At 70.4% G+C, this 12,490-nt stretch carries 12 protein-coding genes; 5 read left to right on the top strand and 7 right to left on the bottom strand.

The annotated features are described in order from the left end of the window. Positions 1-43 precede the first annotated feature (43 nt). From ppnP to IFU11_RS11330, 3 genes are all read left to right on the top strand, one after another. Positions 44-340 carry a pyrimidine/purine nucleoside phosphorylase gene (gene ppnP / locus IFU11_RS11320; protein WP_191941833.1) on the top strand — a complete coding sequence of 99 codons (297 nt, stop codon included), beginning with the start codon at positions 44-46 and terminating at the stop codon, positions 338-340. A gap of 443 nt (positions 341-783) precedes the next feature. Beyond that, positions 784-1,158: an ArsR/SmtB family transcription factor gene (locus IFU11_RS11325; protein WP_199862268.1), complete on the top strand. Its 375-nt coding sequence runs from the start codon at positions 784-786 to the stop codon at positions 1,156-1,158. Continuing rightward, entirely contained in the window at positions 1,155-1,847 is a 693-nt protein-coding gene (locus tag IFU11_RS11330; RefSeq protein WP_137243988.1) for a hypothetical protein, read from the top strand. Before IFU11_RS11325 ends, IFU11_RS11330 begins: the two co-directional genes overlap by 4 nt. Positions 1,848-2,526: 679 nt before the next feature. Here IFU11_RS11330 and IFU11_RS11335 read toward each other — a convergent pair. From IFU11_RS11335 to IFU11_RS11345, 3 genes are all read right to left on the bottom strand, one after another. Next, entirely contained in the window at positions 2,527-2,928 is a 402-nt protein-coding gene (locus IFU11_RS11335) for a hypothetical protein (protein ID WP_137243987.1), read from the bottom strand. Positions 2,929-2,979: 51 nt separating this feature from the next. Further along, positions 2,980-3,684 (bottom strand): ABC transporter ATP-binding protein, encoded by a 705-nt coding sequence (locus IFU11_RS11340; protein WP_086474842.1) that lies wholly within the window; start codon positions 3,682-3,684, stop codon positions 2,980-2,982. A gap of 61 nt (positions 3,685-3,745) precedes the next feature. Then, positions 3,746-4,831 (bottom strand): ABC transporter permease, encoded by a 1,086-nt coding sequence (locus IFU11_RS11345; protein WP_137243986.1) that lies wholly within the window; start codon positions 4,829-4,831, stop codon positions 3,746-3,748. A 176-nt stretch (positions 4,832-5,007) separates the two neighbouring features. Between IFU11_RS11345 and IFU11_RS11350 the strand changes: the two genes are divergently transcribed. Continuing rightward, positions 5,008-6,273 (top strand): sensor histidine kinase, encoded by a 1,266-nt coding sequence (locus IFU11_RS11350; protein ID WP_192019018.1) that lies wholly within the window; start codon positions 5,008-5,010, stop codon positions 6,271-6,273. Then, positions 6,266-6,922 (top strand): LuxR C-terminal-related transcriptional regulator, encoded by a 657-nt coding sequence (locus IFU11_RS11355; RefSeq protein WP_192019019.1) that lies wholly within the window; start codon positions 6,266-6,268, stop codon positions 6,920-6,922. The genes IFU11_RS11350 and IFU11_RS11355 overlap by 8 nt, the downstream gene beginning before the upstream one ends. Before the next feature lie 221 nt (positions 6,923-7,143). Here the strand turns inward: IFU11_RS11355 and IFU11_RS11360 are convergent, their stop codons facing one another. The 4 genes from IFU11_RS11360 to IFU11_RS11375 all read right to left on the bottom strand — a co-directional run bounded on the left by IFU11_RS11360 (position 7,144) and on the right by IFU11_RS11375 (position 12,477). Further along, positions 7,144-8,514 carry a cryptochrome/photolyase family protein gene (locus IFU11_RS11360; RefSeq protein ID WP_192019020.1) on the bottom strand — a complete coding sequence of 457 codons (1,371 nt, stop codon included), beginning with the start codon at positions 8,512-8,514 and terminating at the stop codon, positions 7,144-7,146. A 1,382-nt stretch (positions 8,515-9,896) separates the two neighbouring features. Next, complete coding sequence (locus IFU11_RS11365) at positions 9,897-10,457, bottom strand: methylated-DNA--[protein]-cysteine S-methyltransferase (protein ID WP_079706621.1); 561 nt, start codon at positions 10,455-10,457, stop codon at positions 9,897-9,899. Further along, on the bottom strand, positions 10,454-11,956 hold the full coding sequence (locus IFU11_RS11370; RefSeq protein WP_240044093.1) for a DNA-3-methyladenine glycosylase 2: 1,503 nt from the start codon (positions 11,954-11,956) through the stop codon (positions 10,454-10,456). Before IFU11_RS11370 ends, IFU11_RS11365 begins: the two co-directional genes overlap by 4 nt. 89 nt (positions 11,957-12,045) lie before the next feature. Continuing rightward, the gene (locus IFU11_RS11375; RefSeq protein ID WP_085513978.1) at positions 12,046-12,477 is read right to left on the bottom strand and encodes a MarR family winged helix-turn-helix transcriptional regulator; all 432 of its coding nucleotides are present in this window, start codon (positions 12,475-12,477) and stop codon (positions 12,046-12,048) included. Positions 12,478-12,490: the final 13 nt, after the last annotated feature.

The following is a 12,490-nucleotide window of genomic DNA, read 5'->3' on the forward strand; positions in this document are numbered from 1 at the left end:
CGGATCCGCCGCCGCGGTCCCGGACCACGACGAGAGGCCCCTGATGCTGACGAGCAACGAGTACTTCGACGGCAAGGTGAAGTCGATCGGCTTCACCACGAATGAGCCCGGTGCGGAGTCGGCCAGCGTCGGAGTGATGGAGCCGGGGGAGTACACCTTCACCACGGGCAAGGCCGAGGAGATGTCCGTGATCTCCGGCAAGCTCCGCGTGCTGCTGCCGAACACGAGTGCCTGGCAGGACTTCGGGCCCGACGCGCAGTTCAGTGTCCCGGGGAGCAGCAGCTTCCAGGTCGAGGTCGAAGTCACCACCGCGTACCTCTGCCGCTACCTCAACATCTGAGCGCCCTTCGACAGGCTCAGGGACCGGGGTGGGTGCGCCCTTCGACAGGCTCCGCGCGGCGCAGCTCGGTGGCCGGCCCACGCGGGGACCGCTCCGCGCTTCAGGAGTCCACGACCTCGGGCGTGCAGACGTTCAATGCGCACCTGTGGGAGAAACAGTTCGGCTGATGTTGCCCAGGCGAGTACTGGACGGGGCCGCGTGTCGATTCGATCGGCGATGTCGTCGACGTCACCCATGGAGAACTCGCGCAGGTCTGCGCCCTTGACGAGATATTGCCGAGGGAGCCTATTCATGTTCTCGTTCGAACCCCTCTGAGATCTCCGTTTCGTGGCGGCATGGTGCGACGTTCCTCACGGCGACTGCGTCGTCATCGTGTCGTTGCAGGACTCGCTATCCACTGACGCAGCATCGGCGGGAGAGCGTCCGCGTAGTTGAGGCGGGTGGTGCTTGGTGCCTCCCACAGCTATTATTTCGCTATGTCGCGAAATAACGAAGGCGGTAGGTTCGCCGCTCTGGGGCATCCGACACGTCAGGCGATCCTCAGGCACCTCCGTTCTCGCGACTACGTCCGCGTAGGTGACATTGCCGCGGCCGTCGGCGTCTCGGGGGCGACACTGTCCGGCCATCTCCGCACCCTTCGGGACGCGGAGCTGGTGGTGTCGCGTCGACGCGGGACGGAGATCCAGTACCGCATCAACCTCACCGCGATCGACGAGGCCATTCTGCTGCTCACTGCGCTGCGTGGACCGTCGTCGGTGGAGGACAAATCGACAACCGGCACGGACGGTCTGTCCGGCCGAGAGGAGGAACGAAGATGACCACCGCTGTCACCAAGGATCGGAGCGCGAGGCTCCCACGCGCAGTGTTCGTGATCGCGGCGATCGCGGTCGTCGGGATGCTCGCATGGAGCATCGTCCGGTGGCCAGACATGGCTGCCCAGATAGTGACGCGGGAGTCCGACGGTCGTCATGGGACGAGCGTGGTGAACCGTGAGGTGACGGCGGTCGCGATGCCTATCGTGCTCGTCGTGATGACCGTTCTGCTCGCGGTCGCGCCGACGCTTGACGCGAAGCTCATGGCGGGCATCCGCCGCACCAGTGCGTCCGGTCGACGTGCGTCCGCCCGCGTGCTTGGCGCGTTCGTCATCGGTCTCTGTGTGCTGTTCCCGGCACTGCACGTCGTGTTCGTCAGCCTCCAGACCGGCGAGGATCTAGCGGTCACCTCGATCGTCGGCGCGGCAGCCGGAGTGCTCCTTGTGATCCTCGGGGTATACCTGCCTCTTGCGCGGCCGGATGGAGAGACATTCAGCGCCGTCGAAGAATCCTTCCGTGCCGCGCTCGGGCCGGCGTCTCGTCTGGGCGGAGTCGCGTTGATCCTGGTCGGCGTCGCTGTGTTCGTGGCCGCACTGGCTGTCCCCGCAGCGGCTGTCTTCGTCGCATCCGGCGGGGTCGTGCTGGTGTTTGGGGGTATCGCAGTGTCCGCCGTTCTGCGGATGAGGCGGGCGTGACTCGCGCCGTCGACCGCTGCGATTACGCGGGAGTTACTCCAAGACAGGCTGATATCCACGCGTACTCGGTGGCGTCATCATCATCTTCGGCGCGCTCATCGTGGAATCGAGCCTCCGCCCACTCTCCGCAGTGCTGACGGGCGGGGTGACGTTTGTGAACTACCTCCCCTTCGGTGTGCTCGCGGATGCCGTGCGTGGCCCAGGGATGTTCGAGGGCGCAGCACTGTCCTACTCAGTTGGGATAGGCCCCGGGATGCTAGCCCTTCTCGGCTGGGCCATCGCGACGCTGGGTCTGGGAGCGCTGCGGTTTGTGCGGCGTGACGTACCGGTCCTGGCATAACCGCCGTCTCGGGAGTTGCAACGCCAGCGCAGGCCGTGGAGGGAAAGCTAGTCGTTGACCCGGCCGTTTGCGCTCAGAAATGATGGCGGTCTGAACCGGTCAACGCACCACCGTCTGGGTTTCAGGCTAGCTGAGGAGATGTCGCTGCCGGATTGTTGGGTCTCGACGAGTGACCCGCCTCGCCTACCTGTGCCGCTACCTCGACAGCTGAGCGCTGTTCGACCGGTCACCGAGCTTGTCGAGATGCAGCCGTGGCGCCCTTCGGCAGGCTCAGGGACCGGTTGGAGTGCGCCCTTCGACAGGCTCAGGGACCGGGTCGGGCGTCGGAGCGTCACCGGCTCAGGACCGGTCGACGACCTCGAGCGTGAGGACGACGGTCGAATCGTCGGAGCTGTTCGTCAGCGTCACCGTCGTGCTCCCGACCTCGAGCGGCTGCAGACCGGGGTTGAACGACGCGCCGCCGCGGGATCCGCCCGGCACGTACTCCGCGATCGACGGATCCTCGACCTCCGCGGACCAGACGGTTGGATCGACGGCGACGAGGTCCACCACGTTGTCGAGGCCGACGGTGATGGTGCGGCCGTCCTGATCGACGAGCTGCACGATGACGGGTGCGATCACGCCGGCCTCGCTCGCGGAGCTCTGACCGGAGGGCGAGTCCGCGCCACTGGTGCAGGCACTCGTGCCGAGCACGGCGCCGACGATCGCGATCACGGTCAGCCCACGGGTCGCACGGCGCATGGCGGTCCTCTCTCGACGTGACCTCACCCTACCGCCGGGCGACGGTGGACCTCAGGACCGCAGGGCCAGCGCGTCGGCGGCGGCGCTGAGCCGACCGTCCTCCATGACGAGCACCTGGTCCATGCGGTCGAGGTGGCTCCGATCGTGGGTGACCAGCAGCGTCGCGGCGCCCGAGGTCGCGGTGAGTTCGAGGATGAGCTCGATGATCGCGGACCCGCGCTCGTGGTCGAGCGCACTGGTCGGCTCATCCACGACGAGCGCATCGGGCTCGTTCATGAGGGCGCGCGCGATGTTGACCCGCTGCCGCTGACCACCCGAGAGCTGATGCGGCCGCTTGCCGGCCTGGTCGGCGAGACCGACCGCGGCGAGCAGCATCGCGGCCCGTTCGCGGGTGCGCGTCCGGTCGGCCCGCGATGCGCGGCCGCCGAGCGTCCCGAGGACGCACAGCTGCTCGAGGGCCGTGAGCGACGGCAGCAGGTTGGCCTGCTGGAACACGATGCCGAGCCTCGTACGGCGGAAGTCGGTGGCCGCACGGCGGTCGAGGGAGGTGACGTCGACCCCGGCCACCTCCACGAGGCCGCTGTCGGGCCGGATCAGGCCGGCCGCGACGGCGAGCACACTCGACTTCCCGGAGCCCGACGGCCCGGTGAGCGCGGTCACGGTCCCGGCCGGGACGGTGAGGGTCGCGCGGTCGACGGCGGTGACGCGGTGGTCGCCGTCGGGGAAGGTGAGGGTGACGTCGGTGAGCGAGATCATGCGGAGACTCCGATGGTGACGAGGGTGGGTGCGAGGAAGGGGGCAGGGAGGTCGGACGCGTTCACCGGTTGCCGCCGAGCGCGGTCAGCGGGTCGGCCGAGAGGATCGACCGCAGGGCGAACGCGGCGCCGATCAGGCCGAGGGCGATCATGATCACCCCGGGCACGAGCGTCGTCAGTGGGCTGAGCACGAAGGGCAGCGCTGTGCCCGCCGCGGAACCGAGTGCGGCGGTGATGCCGATGCCGAGCCCGACCCCGAGGACGAGGAGGACGAGCGCCTGGCCGAGGGCATCCAGCGAGAGTCGACGGGTCGTCGCCCCCAGCGCTTTGAGGATCGCCACGTCGCCCGCGCGCTGCATGGTCCACACCGTGAAGAAGGCTCCGATGACGAGCGCGGAGATCCCGAACAGCATGGCGACCATGAGGAGGAGCGATCCGATCTCCGAGCGGAACGAGCCGATTGCGAGCAGGGACGACAGGACGTCCTTCGACACCGTGCCGGTGGCCTGCTCCGCTCCCGCCACCGCATCGGCGCTCGGGTTCCCGGAGATGGCGAGCGCGGTCGCTCCGTCGCCGGGCGACCCTTGCGCGGCCTGCAGCGACCGCCACTCGGACAGGCTCGTCCAGACGACCGGGGTGTGGCTGTACCACTGGTCGTCGACGACCGAACCGACCTCGAGTTCGCTGCCACCGATCGAGACGGTGTCGCCTCGGGAGACGTGGAGGGCCTCCGCGGCGGTCCGACTCAGGCGGGCGGTCCCGTCGGCGGGCACGTCGGCGGCGCGACCCGCGACGGCGTCACCACTGATCCCGAACAGTGCCACGGAGGTGCGCGCATCCTCAGTGGTCATCCGCGTCTGGCTGATGCCGAGTTCCTGGACACCGTCCACCCCGGGGACCGCAGCCCACGTCGTCGCCGCGTCCGCGTCGATCGCGGAGTCCGCGAACGTCGCCTGCTCGCCGTCCGCCGGGGCCGCGAGGACGAGGCTCGACGCACCCAGCCCGGTGATCGCCGAGATGTTCTGGTTCGCCAGTCCAGCGGTGAGGCCGCTGAGGAATCCGACGAGCAGGGTGATGAGGGCGACGACCGCCCCGATCAGCACGAAGCGACCGGTGGCGAAGCGCATGTCGCGCCAGGCGACGAACATGGGGACTCCTTGTCAGCCGCCCGACGGCGTCTCCGTGGTGCGGCAGGATTCCAGCCTCGTCGCGTCGCCGACGCCGGGCATCGTCGGACGGGACGGTCCTCCGGCGCGGTCAGGTGGAGGCGACGTTCCACCTTTCTGATGATTCGCGAGGACGATCCCCGCCGTACGCTGGGCGGATGAAGCACTCGGCACTCAGCCCCGTGTTCACCGGCCTGCAGCTCGGCCTCCACGGCCTCGTCACCGCACTCATCGTGCTCGTGATCGCGCGATCCGTCTCGGTCGGTGGCCAAACGGCCCTCGCGGCGATCGTCCTCGCCGTCGTCATGCTGCTCACCTACGCCGCTGGCACGATCCTCGGCGGTCGGGTCCGCCGAGCGGTGGCCGCCAGCGGAGGGACCGACCGCGCCACCGTGTCGGCGGGCGTCCGTCGAGGTCGGCTGTCCGTCCTCGCCTGGTTGGTGGTGCTCAGCATCGAGTGGGTGGTCCTCGTCCTGCTCAGCCCGGATGCCGCCTACCTCGTCTTCCCGTTGTTCTTCCTCTATCTGCACCTCCTCCCCAGGGCCGTCGCGGTGCCCGCCGTCGTGATCGCCACCATCGCCGCGGTCGTCGCGATCGGCCTGCACGCCGGCTTCAGCGTCGGGGGAGTGGTCGGGCCGCTCGTCGGTGCGGCCGTGGCCGTCGCGATCGGACTCGGCTACGAGGCGCTGGCCCGGGAGGCGGCCGAGCGGGAGCGGCTCATCGCCGAGCTCGTCGCAGCACGCGAGGAGCTCGCCGAGCGGGGTCGGCAGGCGGGCAAGCTGGCGGAGCGCGAGCGCCTCGCCGCGGACCTCCACGACACGGTCGCCCAGGCCCTGTCGAGCATCCAGCTGCTCCTGCACGCGGCCGAACGCTCCGCCGTCGAGCAGCCGGGCACGGAGCAGCTGCGCTCGCACATCGGGCTGGCCCGGGATGCCGCGGCGACGGCCCTCGCCGAGACGCGCAGCCTCATCGACGAGCTGAGCCCGCCGGCGTTGGTTGGCGCGACGATCGCGGACGCGCTCGGGCGGCTCGCCGAGACGACGACCGCCCAGAGCGGCACGCCGGTCTCCACGACGGTCACCGGCGATGCGTTCGTCCTCGGCACGCCGGTGACCACCGCGCTCCTCCGGGCTGCGCAGAGCAGTCTCGCGAACGTCGTCCGGCATGCCGGAGCGAGCCGGGCGGACGTCACCCTCACCTACCTCGATGAGGAGGTCATCCTCGACATTGACGACGACGGGGTGGGGTTCGATCCTGCGAGGGTCGCCGAGCGCACCGCGGGCGGTTCGTTCGGCATGATGTCCATGCGCCGTCGCATCACCGAACTGGGTGGCGAGGTCGAGGTGCGCAGCGCACCGGGCGCCGGCACGACCATCACCGTGCGGTTCGCGGCACCAGGAGCGGAGGGGGCCGCCCATGCGTGACGATGCGACGGATGCCGGGGAGCCGCAGGTCGTCCGGGTCGTGGTGGCGGACGACCACCCGATCGTCCGAGCCGGACTCCTCGCGGTGCTCGCGCCGATCGCCGACATCGAGGTGATCGGGACCGCGGCGACCGCAGCCGAGGCCGTGGCCGCCGCACCCGGCGCCGACCTCGTCCTCATGGACCTGAGCTTCGGCGACGGTCCGACGGGGATCGATGCGACGAGGGAGATCGCGTCGCTGCCGGGGGGTCCGTCGGTCCTCGTGCTCACGAACTACGACTCCGACGCCGACATCCTCGGCGCGATCGAAGCCGGGGCCGCGGGGTACCTGCTGAAGGACGCCGCCCCGGAGGACCTCATCGACGGCATCCGCTCGGCGGCCGGCGGGAACTCGGTGCTCGGGCCGGCCGTGGCGACCCGGCTGGTCGCTCGGGTGAGCGCACCGCAACAGGCGCTGAGCGCGCGGGAGATCGAGGTGCTCGCGCGGGCGGCCGAGGGGCTCACCAACCTGGAGATCGCCGGGCGACTGCACGTCGGGGAGACGACGGTGAAGTCGCACCTCGCCCACATCTACACGAAGCTCGACGTGTCGAACCGCTCGGCGGCGATCGCCGCGGCCCAGCGCGCCGGTCTCTTCCGCACCCGCTGAGTCCCACCCCGGTCCCTGAGCGCCCATCCCGGTCCTTGAGCGCCCACCCCGGTCCCTGAGCGCCCACCCCGGTCCCTGAGCGCCCACCCCGGTCCCTGAGCGCCCACCCCGGTCCCTGAGCTTGTCGAAGGGTCGACTGTCTCAGGGGCCAATCCACCCGGTCACTGAGCCGAATCCCGGTCCCTGAGCCTGTCGAAGGGTCGAAGGACGATGGCCCGGAGCTACGCCCTCTTGACCTGCTCGTACGCCGCGAGCGCAGCCTGTCTCGTCTCGCCGAGGTCGACGATCGGCTCGGGGTAGTCGGGCGTCCCGAACTCGGGCACCCACCGCTTGATGTACGCGTCGTCGGCGTCGAAGCGTTCGCGCTGCCGTTCCGGGTTGAAGATCCGGAAGTACGGCGAGGCGTCGAAACCGCTGCCGGCCACCCACTGCCAGTTGAAGGGGTTGGAGGCGGGATCGGCGTCGACGAGCGTGTCCCAGAACCAGTCCTCGCCGAGCTTCCAGTGGATGAGCAGGTTCTTGGTGAGGAACGACGCCGTCACCATCCGGATCCGGTTGTGCATGGTGCCCGTCGTCCAGAGCTCCCGCATGCCGGCGTCGACGAGCGGGATGCCGGTCCTCCCGGCGGTCCAGGCGTCGAAGGCGTCCTGGTCGACGTCCGGCCAGGGGAACCGGTCGAAGGCCTGACGCCAGTTGCGCGTCGCGAGGTCTGGGAAGGCGAAGAGGCAGTGGTAGGCGAACTCGCGCCAGCCGAGCTCCTTGAGGAAGGTCGCGCCGTCGTCGCCGAGGTGCCGCCGGCCGTCGCGGGCGGCGTGCCAGATCTGCGGCGAGCTGATCTCGCCGAAGCGGAGGTGCGGGGAGAGTCCGGAGGTCGACGGCTGGGCCGGGAAGTCTCGGTCCTCCGCGTAGCCCGTGACGCCGTCGTCGAGGAACTCGGCGAGCCGCGCGTCGGCGCCGGCCTCGCCGGGCGTCCACTGCTCCCGGAGTCCGGCCGCCCAGTCCGGCTTCGTCGGGAGCAGGTTCCAGGAGCCGAGCTCGTCGCCCGAGGGCGGTTCGGCCAGGGCGGTCAGTTCGGTCGGCGCGGGGAGGGGGTGTCTCGGCGGGTTCGCCGCGTGCCGCTGGAGCGACGCCTTCCAGAACGGGGTGAACACCGAATACGGCTGTCCCTGTCCGGTGACGATCTCCCACGGCTCAGCGAGGAGGTTCGCGGCGAAGCTGCGCGTGTCGAGCCCGGCGTCCTTCAGCTCCGACTTGATCCCGGCGTCGATCTCGCGCTCGGCCGCGCCGTAGCGACGGTTCCACAGGACGGCGCCGGCACCGATCGAGTGGGCGAGTTCGGGCACGATGGTCGCCGCGCTCCCGGACCGCAGGAGCAGCGCGCCGCCGAGACCGCGGATGTCGTCGCCGAGCGCCTCGAGGCTGTGGTGCAACCACCAGCGTGACGCGCCGCCGAGCGGTCGCAGTTCTTCACTGTCATCGAGGACGAACAGGCAGAGGACCGGGGCGCCGAGCTCGACCGCTGCGTGCAGCGCGGGGTTGTCCGCCAGGCGGAGGTCGTCACGGAACCATACGATCGTCGGGGCAGCAGCCATCCCGTCAGCCTACGCGGACGATCCGTTCGGTCCGCAGGGTTGACCGGACCCGCCCGTCCCGGTCATTGAACTCTTCCGGTCACTGGGCCCCTCTTCCGGTCCCTGAGCCCCTCTTCCGGGCACTGAGCCCCTCTTCCGGTCACTGAGCTTGTCGAAGTGCCCACGGGGAGGTGCCGCCCTTCGACAGGCTCAGGGACCGTGGGCGGGTTCTCCCGGTCTGGACGCGTGTCCTCGTGGTCCGGTGTTTCCTCCTCCGGTCCCTGAGCCCCTCTTCCGGGCACTGAGCTTGTCGAAGTGCCCACGGGGAGGCGCCGCCCTTCGACAGGCTCAGGGACCGTGGGCGGGTTCTCCCCGTCTGGACGGGTGCCCTCGTGCTCCGCTGTCTCCTTCTCCGGGCACTGAGCTTGTCGAAGTGACCACGGGGAGGCGCCGCCCTTCGACAGGCTCAGGGACCGTGGGCGGGTTCTCCCCGTCTGGACGGGTGCCCTCGTGCTCCGCTGTCTCCTTCTCCGGGCACTGAGCTTGTCGAAGTGACCACGGGGAGGCGCCGCCCTTCGACAGGCTCAGGGACCGTGGGCGGGTTCTCCCCGTCTGGACGGGTGCCCTCGTGCTCCGCTGTCTCCTTCTCCGGGCACTGAGCTTGTCGAAGTGACCACGGGGAGGCGCCGCCCTTCGACAGGCTCAGGGACCGTGGGCGGGTTCTCCCCGTCTGGACGGGTGCCCTCGTGCTCCGCTGTCTCCTTCTCCGGGCACTGAGCTTGTCGAAGTGACCACGGGGAGGCGCCGCCCTTCGACAGGCTCAGGGACCGTGGGCGGGTTCTCCCCGTCTGGACGGGTGCCCTCGTGCTCCGCTGTCTCCTTCTCCGGGCACTGAGCTTGTCGAAGTGACCACGGGGAGGCGCCGCCCTTCGACAGGCTCAGGGACCGTGGGCGGGTTCTCCCCGTCTGGACGGGTGCCCTCGTGCTCCGCTGTCTCCTTCTCCGGGCACTGAGCTTGTCGAAGTGACCACGGGGAGGCGCCGCCCTTCGACAGGCTCAGGGACCGTGGGCGGGTTCTCCCCGTCTGGACGGGTGCCCTCGTGCTCCGCTGTCTCCTTCTCCGGGCACTGAGCTTGTCGAAGTGCCCCGGTGTGACGCCGCCCTTCGACAGGCTCAGGGACCGTGGGAGGGTTCTCCCGGTCTGGACGGGTGTCCTCGTGGTCCGGTGTTTCCTCCTCCGGTCCCTGAGCCCCTCTTCCGGTCACTGAGCTTGTCGAAGTGCCCACGGGGAGGCGCCGCCCTTCGACAGGCTCAGGGACCGTGGGCGGGTTCTCCCCGTCTGGACGGGTGCCCTCGTGGTCCGCTGTTTCCTCCTCCGGTCCCTGAGCCTGTCGAAGGGTCGCTCAGCTCAGCGCGGCCTCGCGGTCGAGCAACGACCGCTTGACGTCGAGTCCCCAAGCGAACCCGCCGAGCGTCCCGTCGGTCCGGAGGACGCGGTGACACGGGACGAACAGGGCGGGGGCGTTCGTCGCGCAGGCGCTCGCCGCAGCGCGGACCGCCGACGGCCGACCGCTCGCCGCGGCGAACTCCGTGTACGTCACCGGGTGTCCGGCAGCGATCGTCCGCAGCACCGTCCAGGCGTGCGTACGGAACGGGCCGCCGAACTGGGCGACGGGTACGAGGTCGATCGCCGCCAGGTCGCCGTCGTAGTACGCGCGGACGGCGTCCATCGCCGCGATCGTCCCCGCCACGGTCTCGCCGGGGCGGTCGGCGGGCCGGATCCGTTCGAGCATGACGCCGATGTCGTCGGACCACCCTGAGGAGAGCACCGCCCCGTCCTCCCGCGCGAGGATCGTGAAGGGGCCGTCCGGGGTGTCGACGGTCTGGCTGGTCGCGGTGAGCTGCGCGCCGGACGCCCGGCCGTCACCGCGGCGGGCGCTCGTGCTGGAGATGATGGTGGTCATGCTGCTGGACCTTTCTCGAGGGCTGACGGTGCGGCGGACGGCGCCGGAGTGGAGGTCGCCTTCCACAGGTGGAGGCAGAGGTAGGAGCGCCACGGGGCGAAAGCTTCCGCTTCCGCGGTGAGGCTGCGGGCGTCGGACGGCAAGCCGAGCCGGCCGGCACCGGTGCGGACGGCGACGTCGCCGGGCAGGAAGGCGTCGGGGTTGCCGAGCACCCGCATGCTGACGTAGTCGGCCGTCCACGGGCCGATCCCCTTCATGGCGAGCAGGCGGGTCCGGAGCTCGTCACGGTCGTCGCCGAAGCCGATCGTGAGTTCACCGGACACGAGTGCCCGCGCGACGCCGAGCAGGCTGTCGATCCGCGCCCGGGGCCCGACGAGGGCGGCCTCCCCGCCGTTCGCGATCTGCGTCGCCGTCGGGAAGAGCCGGTGCAGCCCGTGTCGTTCGGGGACCGTCGTGCTCACCTCGTCCGCGAGACGGCGGAGCTGGGTGCGCGCCGCGGCCACGGTGATCTGCTGGCCGACCATCGCCCGGACCAGCATCTCCTCCGGGTCGACCGCCCCGGGGAGTCGGATGCCGGGTGTGGCGGCGACCGAGGCAGCGAGACGCGGGTGCGTTGCGAGGACGGCGTCGGCGGAAGTCGGGTCGGCGTCGAGGTCGAAGAGCCGACGGACCCGCGAGACGAGCACCGGCAGGTCGGCGAGGTCCGTCACCTCGGCGGTGAGTCGGAGGTCGTCGCCGACCTGCCGGACCTCGAACCACGCCGTGCCGCCGGGGAGGGCGAGGAGCCGGGCGTAGTGGTCGGGGCCCGCGAGCTCGACGCCGTCCACCGCCCGTGGCGCGAGCCAGGCGAAGACGCCCGCTGCGTCGAACGGGCGGCGGAACGGCAGGGACAGGGTGATCGAGCCGGGGGCATGCTCGCCAACCGTCCGGTGTTTCGCGCGCAGCTCGCCGGGGGTGAGCTCGAACACCTCCCGCATCGTGTCGTTGAACTGCCGGATGCTCGAGAACCCGGCGGCGAAGGCGATGTCACCGAAGGGGAGATCGGTGCCGGTCAGCAGCTGTCGAGCACCCTGCGCGCGGTGGGCCCGCGCCAGCGCGAGTGGACCCGCGCCCAGCTCGGCGCTGAGGATCCGCGTCAGATGCCGGCTCGAGTACCCGAGGCGCGAGGCGAGTCCCGGGACGCCCTCGCGTTCGACGACCCCGTCGGCGATGAGGCGCATGCTGCGTGCGGCGACATCGTTGCCGAGGTTCCAGGCGGGCGTGCCCGGGACCGCCTCGGGCAGGCATCGCTTGCACGCGCGGAAACCGGCCTCGTGCGCCGCAGCGCTCGTCGCGTAGAAGGTGACGTTCTCCGGCTTCGGGGTCCGAGCCGGGCAGGACGGCCGGCAGTAGATCCCCGTGGAGCTCACGGCCGTGATGAACTGCCCGTCGAAGCGCGGGTCGCGGGCTTGGATCGCGCGGTAGCGTTCGGCGAAGTCCATGCTCCGGGTGTCGTCCATGATCCGAGTCTGACATGCGCCACGGGGTCGGACGAGCGGAAATCGGACACGACAGTGGGGGCCGTGCGCGCCGGATCAGTCGGCGCGGCTCACGCTCCGCGGAGCTTGTCGCTGAGCGCCGCGAGGGTCGCCATCTCCTGTGGGCTGAGCGACGTGGTCACGCGTTCGGCGATCGTCGCACCGTGGGCGATGGCGACGGCGCGGTAGACGTCGTAGCCCGCGTCGGTCATGCGGACGAGGGTGCCGCGGCCGTCGTCCGGGTCGGGGCATTTGCCGACCAGCCCGCGCGCGACGAGCCGATCGACGAGGCGACTGATGCTCGGCTGCGAGAGCAGCACGCTCGAGTTGAGGTCGCGCAGACGGATGCGACGATCGGGCTCCCGCGACATCGTGTGCAGGACGTCGTACTCGTTGAGCGAGATGCCGTGGCTCGGGAAGTCGTGCGAGATGTGGCGCATCACGTCGACCTGCGCGCGGAACAGTGACTCCCACGCGGCGATCGCGAGTCGCCTCTCGTCCATACCTGCTCCCGCT

Origin of the sequence: Plantibacter sp. CFBP 8804, assembly GCF_014841225.1 — a bacterium.
In the GTDB taxonomy this organism is placed as follows: Bacteria; Actinomycetota; Actinomycetes; order Actinomycetales; family Microbacteriaceae; genus Plantibacter; species Plantibacter auratus.